The organism is Streptomyces sp. NPDC096311, from assembly GCF_044763085.1.
In the GTDB taxonomy this organism is placed as follows: domain Bacteria; phylum Actinomycetota; class Actinomycetes; order Streptomycetales; family Streptomycetaceae; genus Streptomyces.
On the sequence record NZ_JBIWFN010000024.1, the window covers coordinates 136,273 to 152,261 of the forward strand.

Consider the following 15,989-nt stretch of genomic DNA (forward strand, 5'->3'; position numbering starts at 1 on the left):
CAAACGACTGTTCAAACGGATGTCCCCGGGCTGCTCATGCGACGCTGGCCGGATGACCGACCAGCCTCTGCTCGTGATCATCGACGCCGCCAACGTCGTCGGCTCCGTCCCCGACGGCTGGTGGCGCGATCGCCGGGGTGCCGCGGAGCGGCTGCGGGACCGGCTCGCCCGGGACGGACTGCCCGGGCACGAGGGTCCGGTGGAGCTGGTCCTCGTGGTGGAGGGCGCGGCCAGGGGTGTGAAGTCCGTCGCCGGTGTCCGGGTCGTGGCGGCACCCGGCAGCGGCGACGACCGCATCGTGGAGGTGGTGACCGAGGCCGGTGACCGCCCCGTCCTGGTCATCACGGCGGACCGTGAACTGCGGCGCAGGGTGGCCGAGTCGGGCGCGGAGGTGGCGGGACCCCGGACGGTACGGGGGCCCTCCTGAGCCGGCGCGCGACGCTGAGCCGGAGCAGGCCGGCGGGCGAGCGGGTGGGGCGAGCCGGGTGCGCGGCGCGGCCCCGGCGTCAGTCCGGCCGCCCCGCGCGGGCGTACAGCACCGCCCCGTCCACCGTGCCCGCCTCCTCGTACCCCGCGGCCAGCAGCCGGCGCAGCGAGCCGACCCGGTCGGGGGTGTACGGCTTGCCCCGGGAGTCGTCGACGACGAGGGCCGGTGGGTGGGCCGTCAGTTCCGCGCGGAACACCGGCCAGGCGCCCTCGACGGCGTACTTCTCGCCCACCTGGGGACCGTCGCGGCCCCCGCTGTAGTTGGTGAGGAGCCCGGCGGTCAGATAGCGGCTGGCGGGGGTCCGGTTCGCCAGCCAGTACGTCTCCGGGTGTATGCCCCACACGAGGACGCGGTCCCCGGGATCCGTGCGGTGGTCCAGGGCGGCGGCGAGGCGCTGGGCGTGCCCGAGTTCGGGGCGCGGCGCGAGCAGGCCCCAGGCCAGGAACAGCGCGCAGCAGCCGGCCGAGGCGAAGACGGCGGTCGGCAGGCGGTCGCGGGGCAGGATCTGGAGCGCGGCCGTCGCCAACAGGGCCACGGACGGGATGAGTTGCAGGTAGTAGTGGCCGAAGAAGTGGAAGCCGACCAGGACCGCCACCGCCGACGAGCCGAGCCACAGCCAGAGTTCGGCCGCGCCGGTGCGAGCCACGCGCAGCGCCCGCAGGATCGGCGGGATCAGGCCCGCGCAGGCCGCCGCGAGGATCCCCGTGTTGGTCAGCCCCCGTGACAGGACGTGGAGTTCGGAGCCCGTGAAGGAGACGTAGGCACCCGAACCGGTGACCGTCCAGAACAGGAAACCCGCCGGGGTGGTGAGCAGCGCCGCGCCGAGGACCGGGGTGACCACGCCAACTCCCATCCACAGCAGTCCCTTTCGGGGTGGCGTCTCCTGCCGCCACAGCATCCACAGCACCGGCACGAGCACCACCCCACCGGTCTGCTTGGTCAGGAAGGAGCACGCCACGGCGACCCCCGCGGCGCCCCAGCGGCACCGGTCGGCGCACCACATCGCGGCCGTCGTACAGGGCAGTATGAACACCTCGAAGGTCGCCGCCTGCGCGTCCTCGGGGTTGAGCCCGATCGAGACCAGCACGTACAGCACCCCGGCCGTGCGCCCGGCCGGATCGCCCCAGCGACGCCGGGCCAGCGAGGCCAGCAGCACGGCGGTCGACAGCTGGGCCACGATCGCGAGGACGCGCACGGAGGTCAGCGAACCGGAGCCGAACACCGCGAACGCCGCCTCGTACAGCCACGGCACGAGCGGCGGCTTGCGGTCCACGACGGTCTCGTACAGCTCTCCCCCGCCCGCCAGTATCCGCGCCTGTACGGCGAGATAGCCCTCGTCGGGGTTCCACAGCGGCCGTACGAAGGAGGGGGCCCGGGTGAGACAGACCAGCACCCCGAGGACGGGCAGCAGCCGTCTCCAGTAGCCGGGGCCCGACATCCGTGACGCGGCTGCGGAGCGTGGTGTTTCCAGGAGCCCGGCGAGCATACGGTGCACGCTATCCGGCCCCGCGGTCTCCACCGAAGCGGGACATACGGGGCCGGAGCATCAATAGGAGCCGATCACTGGGTGTTGGGGCGCGGCGGGTGCACCGCGGCCTCGGTCGCCTCCTCGTGCCGCTCCAGACGGCTGTGCGAGCGGCCGTACAGGAAGTAGACGACGAAGCCGATCACCATCCAGATCGCGAACCGCAGCCAGGTCTCGGCCGGCAGGTTGAGCATCAGCCAGAGCGAGGCGAGGACGGAGACGATCGGGACGAGCGGGACCAGCGGGGTGCGGAAGGAGCGGGGCAGGTCGGGGCGGGTGCGGCGGAGGATGACGACGCCGATCGCGACGACGACGAAGGCGAAGAGCGTACCGATGTTGACCAGTTCGGCCAGTTCGCTGAGGCTGGTGAAGCCCGCCACGATCGCGATGATCACACCGAGCAGGATGGTCGGCCGGTGCGGGGTGCGGAACCTGGGGTGGACCCGGGAGAAGAACCGCGGCAGCAGTCCGTCGCGGCTCATCGCGAAGAAGACCCGGGTCTGGCCGAGCAACAGGATCATGCAGACCGTGGTCAGACCGACGGCGGCGCCGAAGCTGATGACGCCCGCGAACCAGGGGTGCCCGGTCGCCTTGAAGGCGTCGGCGAGCGGGGCGTCGATGGACAGCCGGTCGTACCTCTGCATGCCGGTGACGACGATCGACACGGCCACGTAGAGAGCGGTGCAGATGAAGAGCGAGCCCAGGATGCCGCGCGGCATGTCCCGCTGCGGGTTCTTGGTCTCCTCGGCGGCCGTCGCCACCACGTCGAAGCCGATGAAGGCGAAGAAGACGACGGAGGCGGCGGTGAAGATGCCCATCACGCCGAAGTTGGTGGGTGTGTAGCCGAAGATGAGCTGGACGAGCGGGGCTTTGAGACTGCCGCCCGCCTCCTGGGCCTGCGCCTTGGGGATGAAGGGCGTGTAGTTGTCGCCCACGATGAAGAAGGCGCCCGCGATGATCACAATCATCACGACGGTGACCTTGATGGCGACGACGACCGTGGTGACGCGGGCGGACAGCTTCACGCCGATGACCAGGATCGCCGTGAGCACCAGCACCAGCGCGGCGGCGAGGATGTCGAAGCCGAACCCGGAGGACCCCTCACGCCCGCTGAGATAGCCCGGCAGATGCCAGCCCGCGTTGTCCAGGAGCGAGCGCACGTACCCCGACCAGCCGACGGCCACCACCGCCGTACCGAGCGCGAACTCCAGCACCAGGTCCCAGCCGATGATCCAGGCGGGCAGCTCACCGAGCGAGGCGTACGCGAAGGTGTACGCGGACCCCGCCACCGGGACCGTGGAGGCGAACTCCGCGTAGCACAGCGCCGCCAGGGCGCAGACGACACCCGCGACGACGAACGCCAGCGAGACCGCGGGGCCCGCGTTCTCCTTGGCGACCTTGCCGGTGAGGACGAAGATGCCGGTCCCGATGATGACACCGACGCCGAAGACGGTGAGATCCAGAGCCGACAGCGACTTCTTGAGTGCGTGCTCCGGCTCCTCAGTGTCCAAGATCGACTGTTCGACCTTCTTCGTCCTGAAGAGGGTGCTGCTCACGGGCCTACCTCCACGCTCGGTGTCCTCGACATGATCGAGGGGGCCTGTACCGCGCATGCCCCGATGCGGTCGGGTTCACGCAAATGGGCCGGTTTCGCCACCCGTGCGGGGTGGCGAAACCGGCCCAATGGACCTGCGTTCGACCGTGGTACGTCAGTCTCGGGCGGGCTCCACCGAGTCCACCGCCTGCGCGGCGGCCCCCGGGAAGCGGCCGTCGAGCTTGGAGACGAGACCGGTGACCTGACGGGCGATGTCCGGTGCGGTCAGGCCGATCTCCGCCATGACCTCGGCGCGCGAGGCGTGGTCGAGGAAGCGCGGCGGGATGCCGAAGTCGCGCAGCGGGACGTCGACGCCCGCGTCGCGCAGGGCCTGCGCGATCGTCGAGCCCACGCCACCCACCCGGGAGTTGTCCTCGACGGTGACGACCACGCGGTGCTGCTCGGCGAGCGGGGCCATGGCCTCGTCGACCGGCTTGACCCAGCGCGGGTCGACGACGGTCGTGGAGATGCCCTGCTGGTCGAGGAGGCCGGCGATCTCCAGGCACATCGGGGCGAGGGCGCCGACGGAGACGAGGAGCACGTCGGGCACGTCGGTGCCCGGCTCACGCAGCACGTCCATGCCGCCGATCCGGCCCACCGCGGGCACCGCGGGACCGACCGCGCCCTTGGAGAAGCGGACCACGGTCGGCGCGTCGGTCACGTCGACGGCCTCGCGCAGCTGGGCGCGGACCTGGTCGGCGTCACGCGGCGCGGCGAGCCTGAGACCCGGCACGACCTGAAGGATCGACATGTCCCACATGCCGTTGTGCGAGGCACCGTCCGTACCGGTGACACCCGCGCGGTCCAGCACGAACGTCACGCCGCACTTGTGCAGGGCCACGTCCATCAGGACCTGGTCGAAGGCGCGGTTGAGGAAGGTCGCGTAGACGGCGAAGACGGGGTGCAGTCCGCCGGTCGCCAGGCCCGCCGCGGACACGGCGGCGTGCTGCTCCGCGATACCGACGTCGTACACCCGTTTGGGGAAGACCTTGGCGAACTTGTCGAGGCCGACCGGCTGGAGCATCGCGGCCGTGATGGCGACCACGTCCTTGCGCTCCTGGCCGAGCTTGACCATCTCCTCGCCGAAGACGGAGGTCCAGTCGGCGCCGGAGGAGGCGATCGGCAGGCCCGTGTCGGGGTGGATCTTGCCGACGGCGTGGAAGCGGTCCGCCTCGTCCTGCAGCGCGGGCTGGTAGCCGCGGCCCTTCTCGGTGAGGCAGTGCACGATGACCGGGCCGCCGAAGCGCTTGGCGCGGGCCAGCGCCGACTCCAGGGCCTCGATGTCGTGGCCGTCGATCGGGCCGACGTACTTCAGGCCCAGGTCCTCGAACATGCCCTGCGGGGCGATGAAGTCCTTGAGCCCCTTCTTCGCGCCGTGCAGGGTCTCGTAGAGCGGCCTGCCGACGACCGGCGTGCGCTCCAGGAGGTCCTTCCCCCGGGCGAGGAAGCGCTCGTAGCCGTCCGTGGTGCGCAGGGTCGCCAGGTGGTTCGCGAGGCCGCCGATCGTGGGGGCGTACGAACGCTCGTTGTCGTTGACGACGATGACCAGGTGGCGGTCCTTGGCGTCCGCGATGTTGTTGAGCGCCTCCCAGGCCATGCCGCCGGTGAGAGCGCCGTCACCGATGACGGCGACCACGTGGTCGTCCCTGTCGAGCACCTCGTTGGCCTTCGCCAGACCGTCGGCCCAGCCGAGGACCGTGGAGGCGTGCGAGTTCTCGATCACGTCGTGCTCGGACTCGGCCTGCGAGGGATAGCCGGACAGGCCGCCCTTCATCTTCAGCTTCGAGAAGTCCTGACGGCCGGTGAGCAGCTTGTGGACGTAGGACTGGTGACCGGTGTCCCACAGCACCCTGTCCTTCGGCGACTCGAAGACGCGGTGCAGGGCGATGGTGAGCTCCACGACACCGAGATTGGGGCCGAGGTGGCCGCCTGTCTTGGAGACCGCGTCGACGAGAAAGGTCCTGATCTCGCCGGCCAGCTGGTCCAGCTGCTCCAGGCTGAGCCGGTCCAGATCGCGCGGTCCCCTGATGCGGGTCAGCAGCGGCACCCGTGCCTCCTTGCAGTAGAGCTGTTCGAGCTTTGCCGGGCCTGTCGAGTCTAATGTTCCGCCCGGACATGACTGTGCCCGGCACCGCCATTGGCACCGGGCACAGGTTCAAAGGGGGCTGCGGGCAGCGCGCCCCTCGGGGGCGCGGGCAACTGCGCGACCAGCCACAGCCGGCCCGCAGCTTCCCCGCACGCCGCTACGCGCGACCGGCCGTCTTCTGCGTCTTGCGCGTGATGGCGTCGATGACGACCGTGGCGAGAAGCACACCACCGGTGATCATGTACTGGATCGGCGACGCGATGCCCTGCAGCGCCAGACCGTACTGGATGGACACGATCACCAGCACACCCAGCAGCGCGTTCCACGTACGACCGCGGCCACCGAAGAGGCTGGTGCCACCGATGACCGCCGCGGCGATCGCGTTCATCAGGAGGTCACCCGCGCCCGCGCCCTGGTTGGCGGAGGCGATCTTCGAGGCGATGAACAGACCACCGATGGCGGCGAACGTACCGGAGATCGCGAAGACCGAGATCCGCACCATCTCCACGTTGATACCGGCACGCCGGGAGGCCTCGACGCTGCCACCGAGCGCGAAGATCTTCCGGCCGTACGCGGTCCGGCGCAGCACGAAGTCCGTGATCAGCAGCACCGCGATGAAGATCACCACGGCCAGCGGAAGGCCCTTGTACTGGTTGTAGGTGATCGCCACGGCGAAGGCGACGATCGCCAGCAGCGCGGTGCGCAGGACGGTCTCGCTCAGCGGCCGGGACGGCACACCCGCGGCCTCGCGGCGCTTGTTGCCGTAGAAGGAGCTGAGGAAGAACACGGCGGTGACACCGATGGCGAGCGCGTAGGCGGCGGCGACATCGGTGAAGTAGTAGCTGGTCAGCTTGGCGACGAGGCCGTTGCTGTCCAGGTTGATGGTGCCGTTGTCGCCCAGGATCCGGAGCATGAAGCCGTTCCAGAAGAGCAGACCGGCCAGGGTGACGGCGAAGGCCGGCACACCGATGCGCGCGAACACGAAGCCGTGGATCGCGCCCGCGACCGTGCCCGTGAGGATGGCCAGCACGAAGGCCAGATACTCGTTCATGCCGTGCGTGACGTTCAGCACCGCGAACGCGGCGCCCGCGACACCGGAGACCGAACCGACCGACAGGTCGATCTCACCGAGCAGCAGCACGAAGACGATGCCGACGGCGATCATGCCCGTGCCGACCATGGCGACGGAGATGTCGGACAGGTTGCCCGCGGTGAGGAAGTTGGAGTTCAGGCTCTGGAAGATGATCCAGATGATGACCAGACCGAGGACGACCGGGATCGAGCCCAGGTCACCGGCCTTCATCTTGCGCTTGAACTCGGAGGCGTAGCCCGCGAGGCCCTGCTCGCGCACGAGGAGGCGGGGGTCGACCGCGGTGACCGCCGCGGCGGCCGCCTCGGGGTTCTCCACCACGTGGTCCTCGGGGGTCTCAGAGGTCTTGTCGATGCTCACTTCTGAGCCTCCCCATTGCTGCGCGCCGCACGACGGGTCACGGCGTTCTCCGTGGCGCCCGTGATGGCGGAGATGATCTCTTCCTGCGAGGTCGACTTGACCTCGAAGATGCCGTTGTTGCGCCCGAGGCGCAGGACGGCGACCTTGTCGGCCACGGCCTTCACATCCGCCATGTTGTGGCTGATGAGGATGACCGCGTGACCGCGCTCACGCAGCCGCTCCACCAGGTCGAGGACCTGGGCGGTCTGCTCGACACCGAGGGCCGCGGTGGGCTCGTCGAGGATGACGAGCTTGGGCTCGCCGAGCATCGAACGGGCGATCGCCACGGTCTGGCGCTGACCGCCGGAGAGCGAGGCGATCGGGATGCGGACGCTCGGGATACGGATGGACAGCGTGTCCAGCAGCTCGCGGGAGCGGCGCTCCATCTCGACCTCGTCCAGGATGCCGCGCTTCTTCAGCTCCCGGCCCAGGTAGAGGTTGCCGACGACGTCGATGTTGTCGCACAGCGACAGGTCCTGGTACACGGTCGCGATACCGAGGCCCTGCGCGTCTTGCGGCTTGTTGATGTGGACGGCCTTGCCGTCCCACTCGATGACGCCCTCATCGATGGGGTGCACGCCGGCGATCGTCTTCACCAGCGTGGACTTTCCTGCGCCGTTGTCGCCCACCAGGGCGACCACTTCACCGGCGTGGACCTCAAGCTCTACGTCGGTGAGCGCCTGGACGGCACCGAATCGCTTGGAGACCCCGCGCAACGCCAGAACAGGCGTAGCGGACACGTGAACCATCTCCTTCGCCGCCTGACCCGGCGGGAGGTTGTGCAGAAGTTTGTGGAGGGGGGTGTTCCGTCCGGCGCCCCGCCCTAGCTTTGCGGGGCTGATGGATGCGGGGCGCCGGAGGGGCTTCGATGACGCAAGTCCCGTACGGAAATTCAAGAACGAATTCCCGTACGTGGATAGAGACTTGCGGCGGCTACTTCAGTTGCTCGGACTACTTGATGCCGAGCGCGTCGCACTTCGCCTTGTAGGCGCCGGTGCAGATGTCGCTGACCGTGTAGATGCCGTCCTTGAGGACGGTGTCCTTGATGTTGTCCTTGGTCAGCGAGACGACCGGGACGATGACCGAGGGGATCGCCTTGTCGGTCGGGCTGTCGACCTTGTCCTTGGCGATGGTGTCGAGCGACTTGCCCTGGGCGATCGCGACGGCCATCTCGGCGACGGTGTTCGCTTCCTGCGGGTAGGACTTGTAGACGCTCATGAACTGCTCACCGGTGAGGATGCGCTGCACACCCGCGAGCTCGGCGTCCTGGCCGGTGACCGGGACGGAGATGCCGGCCGCCTTGAGGGCGGTGATGATACCGCCGGCCATGCCGTCGTTGGCGGAGTAGACGCCGATGACGTTCTTCTTGCCGAGGGCGGTGATGGCGCCCTCCATGTTGGCGTTGGCGTTCTCCGGCTTCCAGTCCTTGGTGTCGTACTCCTTGCCGATGTTCACCTTGCCGTCGAGGACGGAGTGGGCACCGGCCTTGAACTGGGCGGCGTTCGGGTCGGTGGACGACCCGTTCATCATCACGATCTTGCCGGACTTGGCCTTGGATCCGAGCGCCGTGAGGAGGGCCTCACCCTGCGTCTTGCCGACGGTCGTGTTGTCGAACGACGTGTAGCCGCTGATCGGACCCTGCGCGAGACGGTCGTAGGCGACGACGGGGATGCCGGCGTCCTTGGCCTTCTGGACCGAGTTCTTGATGGCCGCGGAGTCCACAGCGTCGACGATCAGGACGTCCACCTTGTCGGTGATCATCGTCTCGACCTGCTGCGCCTGCGTGGTGGCGTCCTGCTTGGCGTTGGCGTACTGGAGCGTGCCCTTGCCGTTCGTCAGTTCCTTGACCTTCTTCTCGATCAAGGGCCGGTCGAACTTCTCGTAACGCGCGGTCTGGTTCTCGGGAAGGAGCAGACCGACCTTGATCGCGTCGCCCTTCTTGGCGGAGCTCGAGCTGTCGCTCTTGTCGCCGGACTCCTTGGCACTGCCACAAGCAGCCAGCGAAACGGCCATCGCACCAGCAGCAACGGCAAACGCGGCACGACGCATACGCGTGTTCACTTTAGAAACCTCCCTGACGAGGCCGCGTCGTTGCGGCCGAGGTGGCTGGAAGTCAACTCGGCCACGCGTGCGACGTCAAGAAGTAAATACTTAACGAGATGGCAACGGTGCCATGCGTTCTCTAAGTGAAGGCAGGGGCGCCCGCGGACAGCGATCCGTCCAAAAGGGTCGAATCGCCCATCTCGCTGAGCGCGAGGGCGAGTGCCCCGAGTACCTCCGCGCGCCCGCCAAGTGCCCCTGGAAGCACCGAGAGTTGACGTGCGGCACTGGGGATCGCGTACCGGCCGACCGACTCCCTGATGGGCCCGAGGACGAGCTCCCCGGCCTCGGCGAGGTCGCCACCGAGGACCACCCGACTCGGGTTGAGCAGGTTGCAGAGATTCGCAACCCCGCTTCCGATGTGACGGCCGACATCGGCGATCACCCGACGACAGCCCGGATCGCCGTCCCGAGCCAGCCTGACGACGCCTTCCATGGTCAGGTCCGTGCCGTGGCTGGACTGCAGCAGCGGCAGCACATAGCGCGCCGCCGCAAAGGTCTCCAGGCAGCCCCGATTGCCACAGCGACAGACGGGACCGGATTCATCGAGAGTGATATGCCCGATTTCACCCGCCGTGCCGCCAGGCCCGCGGTAGATCTTGCCGTCGATCACCAGCCCGGCGCCGACACCGCTCGCGACCTTGATGTACGCCAGGTCCTTGACCCCGCGCCCGCTGCCCCAGACCAGCTCGCCGAGCGCGCCCAGGTTGGCGTCGTTGTCCACGTACACGGGCACGCCGAGCCGCCCCCGCAGCTCCTCGGCGGGCTTCGCGCCGGTCCAGCCCGGCAGGATCGCGGTGGACCCCAGGGTCCCCGACTCCACGTCGATGGGACCGGGCACGCCGAGCCCCACACCCGCGATCTTGGACCGGTCCACCCCGGTCGCCGCGATCAGGCGGTTGACCAGCTCTTCCGCCCGGTCGAAGCCCTGTGCGGCGCTCGCGTCCACATCCAGCGGCTCGGACTCCTCGGCCAGCACCTGGTGGGCGAGGTTCCCGACCGCGACGCGCAGATGCGTATGGCCGAAGTCGACGCCGATGACGATGCCGGCGTCACCGCTCAGGGACACGCTGCGTGCCCTGCGGCCACCCGCCGAAGTGGGGGTGACCTCGACCGTTCCGCCGTCCTTGAGTTCCCGGACGATATTGGAAACGGTCGCGGCGGAGAGGCCCGTCGTCCTCGCGATCTCCGCCTGCGTGAGCGAACCGGCAAGGCGCACCGCACGTACGACGCGCTCCAGATTGGCTCGGTGCAGCGACGACTGCGACCCCGGAGTCTCCACGACGACCTCCCGCGTACGGGGCCGCCACGATGAGGCCCCGCCTATGTCCAACTAGTGAACTCTAAGCTGAGCTGTTTGGGTTACCTCCCGTCAAGAGGTTGAGCTGCATCCGGCGCGGATGAGCACACGCGTGCGGGACAGACTGGGCCGTAGATCCTTCTGTGGTCCAGGTCACACCCCGACTGATTACAAGTTGTCGCCGCCTCGGCAGTTCAAGATCAAGATCAAGATGCCGCCCCGCCGGGCGCGGGCTCCCGCGGAACCCCTCCGGGCGGGGTGGAGCCGTTTTCGGGGGATCGGCGCCGGGGAATGCGGAACCGAGGGGACGGGACCAAGTGGGCGGGACCAAATAGGCGGGACCGAATGTGCGGTACTGAATATGCGGAACCGAATGTACGGGGCCGAATATGCGGGACCGAGTACGCGGGACCGAGTACGCGTAATCCCCTCCGCGTATTCGGAGGGGATGACGTACTCCAGGGAGTTCTCGGTGTTCGACGGATTCGGCCGTTGCCGGGCTCGGTCTACTTGAGAGCCCCCGCCGTCAGCCCCTGGACCACCTGTCGCTGGAAGATGATGTACGCGGCCAGCACCGGGAGCATGGCCATCACCAGGCCCGCGAAGAGGCCCGACCAGTCGCCCTTGTAGCCCTGGCTGGTCGCCAGCTCGACGAGGCCCTGGGAGAGGACCTTCTTGTCGGGGTCGGTGTTCAGCACGGTGGGGAGCATGTACTGGTTCCACTGGCCCAGGAAGTTGAAGATCCCGACGCTGACCAGACCCGGCTTGGCCATCGGCAGCATGATCTGGAAGAAGGTCCTGGTGTGCGAGGCGCCGTCCACGAACGCCGCCTCGGCGATCGAGGTCGGGAGCGTCCTGAAGAACGAGGTCAGGAAGAAGACCGTGAACGGCAGCGAGTAGGCGATGTAGACGAGGATCAGACCCGGCAGCGTGTTCAGCAGACTCATGTTGTTCAGGACGTAGAACAACGGAACCAGGGCCAGCATGATCGGGAAACTCATTCCTCCGACGAAGAGGAAGTAAATGAATCGGTTGCCCGGGAACTCGAATCGGGCGAGGACGTACGCCGCCATCGAGCCGAGCACGAGCGTACCGAGCAGCGAGAATCCCACCACGATGAGCGTGTTGCCGAAGTAGTCGCTCATGTGGGCCTGCGACCACGCGCGCGACCAGTTGTCGAAGTGCAGTTTGTCCGGCAGCGACCAGGGCGAGCTGAAAATGGAGTCGTCGTCCTTGAAAGACGTCATCACCGCCCACAGCAGGGGCAGTACGACCATGATCGCCCAGATGATGAGAATGCCGTGCGAGAAGGCGTTGAGGATGCCGCCCTCGCTGCTCTTCGCCTTCTGCGGCGGCGTCTTCTCCTTCGTCACCTGCTGAGGACGGTCCTCGACCGGCTCCAGGGGCGGCGGGGTGTCAGTGGTCTTCATCGGATCCCTCCGTGAATACTCCGCCCTTCAGGGCGGAGAGGAAACGGACTCCTGCGGAGCAGGGCGAAGAGCTGCGATTCGCGGCCGGAGCGGATCGCAGTGCTGTGACCCGCAGGTTTGATCCTTACCTGCAGCAGCGCTAGTTTGTGATCATGACCACGAGCCATGTGAAGCGGGCGTTCAAGTACCGCTTCCGTCCGACCGATGCGCAGGCAGCGGAGCTGTCGCGCACGTTCGGATGCGTTCGCAAGGTCTACAACATGGCGCTCGCCGCCCGCACCGAGGCGTGGACGCGACAGGAGCGGGTCAACTACAACGCCACGTCGGCACTGCTGACGGCGTGGAAGAAGACCGAGGAACTGTCGTTCCTCAACGACGTCTCCTCCGTCCCGCTCCAGCAGTGTCTGCGCCACCTGCAGGTGGCGTTCACCAGCTTCTTCGGTAAGCGGGCCAAGTACCCGCGCTTCAAGTCGCGGAAGAAGTCCCGCCGCTCGGCCGAGTACACCACCAGCGGTTTCCGGTTCCGGGACGGCAAACTGACCTTGGCAAAGATGGCGGAGCCGCTCGACATCGTGTGGTCCCGGCCACTCCCCGAAGGATCGAAGCCGTCCACGGTGACCGTGTCCCAGGACGCGGCGGGACGCTGGTTCGTCTCGATGCTGTGTGAGGACCCCGGCGTCCAGCCGCTCCCCGTCAACGCCGGCGCGGTCGGGATCGACGTGGGCCTGGAACACCTGCTGACACTCTCGACCGGCGAGAAGATCGCCAATCCCCGGCATGAACGCCAAGACCGTGCCCGCCTGGCCAGGGCCCAACGAGAGCTGTCCCGCAAGGCCAAGGGTGACGGAGCCAACCGCGCCAAGGCCAGACGCAAGGTCGCCCGCGTTCACGCCCGTATCACCGACCGGCGCAGGGACCACCTGCACAAACTGACCACTCGTCTCGTGCGTGAGAACCAAACGCTCGTGATCGAGGACCTGACCGTGCGCAACATGGTCAAAAACCGGAGCCTCGCCCGCGCCATCAGTGATGCGGCCTGGTCGGAGTTCCGGAGCATGCTGGAGTACAAAGCCCAGTGGTACGGGCGGGAAGTGATCGCGGTAGACCGCTTTTTCCCCTCCTCCAAGTTGTGCTCCACCTGCGGCGCCCTTCAGCAGAAGATGCCGCTCAGCATCCGCACCTGGACGTGCGACTGCGGTACGACCCACGACCGGGACGTGAACGCAGCGAAGAACCTTCTGGCCGCCGGACGGGCGGTTGCAGCCTGCGGAGCTGGTGTAAGACCCCAACGGAGTTCTCCGGACGGGCAGTCGGCGATGAAACAGGAAGTCTCACGGCGCGAGCCGTAAGAATCCCCTCCCTTCGGGGAGGGGAGCGTCAAGCTAGAACTCCAACCGCTCGCGCCGGCCCAGTCGCATCACGATCGCCGCGAACAGCAGCGTGACGATGAGCAGCGCGACACCGATCGTGGTGGCGTAGGCGGCGTTCGCGTCACGGAACGCCGATTGGTACACGTACAGCGGAAGGACCGTGGTCGAGTAGTCGGGGCCGCCGGGACCCACGGTCATGATCTGTACGGCGGCGAACGCCTCGGCGCCGAGCGCCAGGATCCCCATGTACACCCATCCCGACTGCACGGTGTCCCAGAGCAGCGGAAGGGTGATCTTGAAGAAGGTGGTGGCGCGGCTCGCGCCGTCGAGCAGCGCGGCCTCGTAGAAGTCCTTCGGAATCGACGCCATTCCCGCCGAGAACAGCACGACGAAGAACCCGACCGTGCTCCACAGCAGCACCGCCATCACACACCACAGGGCGAGGTTCGGGTCGCCCAGCCAGTCCGGCTGGACACTGCCGAGGCCGATGGCCTTCAACGTCCCGTTGATGACGCCGTCGTTGGGGTTGTAGGCGAATTGGAAAAGCAGGGAGACGATCGCGATCGACAGCACCTGCGGGAAGAAGTAGGCGATTTTGTAGAAACCCGAACCGCGCACTCCGGTGATGGCGGCGCCTTTTCGGCGCCGCCCACCGACATTGAGCATGAAGGCGAAGAAGAGCGCGAGGCCCAGCGTCACCAGCGGCAGCAGCAACGCGAACAGCAGACTGTGCTGCAACGACTTCCAGAAGATGTCGTCGTGCAGCATTCTGGTGTAGTTGGCGAAACCGACCATCTTGAAGTCGGGGCTCAGACCGGTCCAGTCCGTGAACGAGTAGTAGATGGCCTGGACGAAGGGCCAGATCACGAAGATCGCGTACAACGCCAAGGGGGCCACCAAGAACCCCACGATGAACCGGTACTTGCCGTGTTGCATGGTTACCGACCCCGATCGAATCGCGGTTGCCACCGCCGGTGACGCGTGGACACGCGCCGCTACTGGTGCTTGTAGTGCTTGATGGACTGGTCCTTGGCCGCCGCGTCCGCGTAGCCCTGGATCTTCTTGATGGCCTCGGCCGGGGTCAGCCGTCCTGCCATCATCTCGCCGAGACCGGCGACACCGATCTGCTCCTTCTGAAGCTTCACGTACCAGTCCTGGAGCCGCGGGTTGACCACGTTGGTCCCGGCCTTCTCCAGGGCCGCGACACCGGACTTGAGGCCCGGGGTCAGCGTGATGCCGTCGGTACCGCCGTTGTAGGCGGTCAGCGACTTCACCTGGCTGGTGAAGTTCTTCGACGAGGCCTCGCTGAGCATGATGCGCAGCTGCTCCATGCCTCCCTCGGGGTTGTTCGCCTTGGCCGGCACGATGAAGGGCTCGCCGCCGGAGGCCCAGATGGTGCCGAACGGCATCTTGTCGGAGCTGTCCAGACCGGTCGGGCCACTGACGGCCAGGTTGAAGTCCTTCGGGATGACGTTCGCGGACTCGTTCTCCACCCAGGAGCCGTTCGGGATGAAGAGCGCCTTGCCCTTGGCCCAGGCGGTCTGCGACTGGATGTGGTCGATGCCCGGGGTGCCCTGGAGGATGTAACCCTTCTTGTAGAGCTCGTAGTACGCCTCGAACGCCGACTTGACGGCCGGGTCCTTCCAGGCGCCCGGCTCCAGGTTGTCGATCTTGTCGAGAACCTCCCGGCCGCCGATCTTGGCGATGAAGGGGTAGAGCGAGAACGGCAGGTAGTACGGGTACTTGCCCGCGTACGTCCAGCCGGCCATGCCCTTCTTCTTCGCCTTCTCGCACAGCGCGAGCATCGCGTCCCAGGTCTCGGGGTACGTCGCGTCGAGCTTGTCGAGGGCGGTCTGCGAGTACCAGACGCCGTAGACGGTGTACGCGTAGTACATGATCCAGACCGGCGCGCCGTCGAACTGGCCCATCTCCACGATGCCGGGACGCAGCGTGTCGCGGACCTTCTTCGACGGGTCGTCGATGGACGGCGCGTCGAGGAGCGGGGTCAGGTCGGTGAGCTGCTTCTTGCCGACGAGCACGCCCATGTCCATCTGCTGGGCGCCGGAGTTGTCGATCAGGTCCGGCGGGGTGCCGCCGTTGAACTTGGGCTGCAGTTCGGACTGGATCTTCTGGGTCGCATGGAAGTTGACCTTGGCCTTCGGGTAGGCCGTCTTGTACTGGGCGTTGGCGTCGGTCGCGTACTTCGTACCGAATCCGCCGTCGAAGATGACGACGGCGAGCGGGGCCGTCTCGTTGACGCCCAGCGGGTTCTTCGTGGTCTTCTTGCCGGCCTTGGCCTTGTCACCGGAGCCGCTGTCGCTGCTCGCACAAGCAGACAAAAAGCTCATCGTCGGTACGGAAATCAGGCCGAGTGCCGCGGACCGCTTGATCAGGTCACGGCGGCCGACACCCTCGGTGTTGCTGTTCTCGGCGGAAGTGGATCCCATGCTCAAGTCCTCGCCTTCTCCAGGACTCAGGCGGTGAACCGGATCCTCCCCGGCACCGCGGTTAGGTCAAGCTGGGGTCATGCGTGAGGGATTCAGTCGGTCAACGCGGCGATCCCTGCCCGTCACACTGGCCGCCGACGCCCGATTCCCCCCGGGACGTG

General features: G+C 67.4%; 12 protein-coding genes. 2 read left to right on the top strand and 10 right to left on the bottom strand.

Annotation, left to right across the window (positions count from 1 at the left end; genetic code table 11):
- Positions 1-52: 52 nt before the first annotated feature.
- Positions 53-427 carry an NTP pyrophosphohydrolase gene (locus tag ACIRA5_RS43705; protein WP_403701183.1) on the top strand — a complete coding sequence of 125 codons (375 nt, stop codon included), beginning with the start codon at positions 53-55 and terminating at the stop codon, positions 425-427.
- A 79-nt stretch (positions 428-506) separates the two neighbouring features.
- Here ACIRA5_RS43705 and ACIRA5_RS43710 read toward each other — a convergent pair whose 3' ends face one another.
- From ACIRA5_RS43710 to ACIRA5_RS43745, 8 genes are all read right to left on the bottom strand, one after another.
- Positions 507-1,973, bottom strand: coding sequence for an ArnT family glycosyltransferase (locus ACIRA5_RS43710; protein ID WP_403701186.1), 1,467 nt, complete (start codon positions 1,971-1,973; stop codon positions 507-509).
- A 74-nt stretch (positions 1,974-2,047) separates the two neighbouring features.
- A complete protein-coding gene (locus ACIRA5_RS43715; RefSeq protein ID WP_403701189.1) occupies positions 2,048-3,568 on the bottom strand; it encodes an amino acid permease in 1,521 nt (506 codons plus the stop codon).
- A 153-nt stretch (positions 3,569-3,721) separates the two neighbouring features.
- Entirely contained in the window at positions 3,722-5,653 is a 1,932-nt protein-coding gene (gene dxs, locus ACIRA5_RS43720) for a 1-deoxy-D-xylulose-5-phosphate synthase (RefSeq protein WP_403701192.1), read from the bottom strand.
- Positions 5,654-5,849: 196 nt separating this feature from the next.
- Complete coding sequence (locus ACIRA5_RS43725; protein WP_403701195.1) at positions 5,850-7,142, bottom strand: sugar ABC transporter permease; 1,293 nt, start codon at positions 7,140-7,142, stop codon at positions 5,850-5,852.
- Positions 7,139-7,930: an ATP-binding cassette domain-containing protein gene (locus ACIRA5_RS43730; protein WP_403701198.1), complete on the bottom strand. Its 792-nt coding sequence runs from the start codon at positions 7,928-7,930 to the stop codon at positions 7,139-7,141. The genes ACIRA5_RS43725 and ACIRA5_RS43730 overlap by 4 nt, the downstream gene beginning before the upstream one ends.
- Positions 7,931-8,132: 202 nt before the next feature.
- Positions 8,133-9,230, bottom strand: coding sequence for a sugar ABC transporter substrate-binding protein (locus ACIRA5_RS43735; RefSeq protein ID WP_403701277.1), 1,098 nt, complete (start codon positions 9,228-9,230; stop codon positions 8,133-8,135).
- Positions 9,231-9,363: 133 nt separating this feature from the next.
- Entirely contained in the window at positions 9,364-10,563 is a 1,200-nt protein-coding gene (locus tag ACIRA5_RS43740) for an ROK family transcriptional regulator (RefSeq protein WP_403701201.1), read from the bottom strand.
- 524 nt (positions 10,564-11,087) lie between these two features.
- A complete protein-coding gene (locus ACIRA5_RS43745; RefSeq protein ID WP_403701204.1) occupies positions 11,088-12,011 on the bottom strand; it encodes a carbohydrate ABC transporter permease in 924 nt (307 codons plus the stop codon).
- Between the two features lie 152 nt (positions 12,012-12,163).
- Here ACIRA5_RS43745 and ACIRA5_RS43750 point away from each other — a divergent pair, with 152 nt between their 5' ends.
- Positions 12,164-13,360 (top strand): RNA-guided endonuclease InsQ/TnpB family protein, encoded by a 1,197-nt coding sequence (locus ACIRA5_RS43750; protein WP_403701206.1) that lies wholly within the window; start codon positions 12,164-12,166, stop codon positions 13,358-13,360.
- Positions 13,361-13,393: 33 nt separating this feature from the next.
- On the opposite strand, the gene ACIRA5_RS43755 is transcribed toward ACIRA5_RS43750, so the two are convergent.
- Both ACIRA5_RS43755 and ngcE read right to left on the bottom strand, forming a co-directional pair.
- The gene (locus tag ACIRA5_RS43755) at positions 13,394-14,317 is read right to left on the bottom strand and encodes a carbohydrate ABC transporter permease (RefSeq protein WP_067375431.1); all 924 of its coding nucleotides are present in this window, start codon (positions 14,315-14,317) and stop codon (positions 13,394-13,396) included.
- A gap of 59 nt (positions 14,318-14,376) precedes the next feature.
- Complete coding sequence (gene ngcE, locus ACIRA5_RS43760) at positions 14,377-15,828, bottom strand: N-acetylglucosamine/diacetylchitobiose ABC transporter substrate-binding protein (RefSeq protein WP_403701209.1); 1,452 nt, start codon at positions 15,826-15,828, stop codon at positions 14,377-14,379.
- Positions 15,829-15,989 lie beyond the last annotated feature (161 nt).

Excerpts from the sequence above, each read along its gene's own strand:
- ACIRA5_RS43705 (WP_403701183.1), top strand. The coding sequence starts at position 53 with ATGACCGACCAGCCTCTGCTCGTGATCATCGACGCCGCCAACGTCGTC.
- ACIRA5_RS43710 (WP_403701186.1), bottom strand. The coding sequence starts at position 1,973 with ATGCTCGCCGGGCTCCTGGAAACACCACGCTCCGCAGCCGCGTCACGG.
- ACIRA5_RS43730 (WP_403701198.1), bottom strand. The coding sequence starts at position 7,930 with ATGGTTCACGTGTCCGCTACGCCTGTTCTGGCGTTGCGCGGGGTCTCC.
- ACIRA5_RS43735 (WP_403701277.1), bottom strand. The coding sequence starts at position 9,230 with ATGCGTCGTGCCGCGTTTGCCGTTGCTGCTGGTGCGATGGCCGTTTCG.
- ACIRA5_RS43745 (WP_403701204.1), bottom strand. The coding sequence starts at position 12,011 with ATGAAGACCACTGACACCCCGCCGCCCCTGGAGCCGGTCGAGGACCGT.
- ACIRA5_RS43750 (WP_403701206.1), top strand. The coding sequence starts at position 12,164 with ATGACCACGAGCCATGTGAAGCGGGCGTTCAAGTACCGCTTCCGTCCG.
- ACIRA5_RS43755 (WP_067375431.1), bottom strand. The coding sequence starts at position 14,317 with ATGCAACACGGCAAGTACCGGTTCATCGTGGGGTTCTTGGTGGCCCCC.
- ngcE (WP_403701209.1), bottom strand. The coding sequence starts at position 15,828 with ATGGGATCCACTTCCGCCGAGAACAGCAACACCGAGGGTGTCGGCCGC.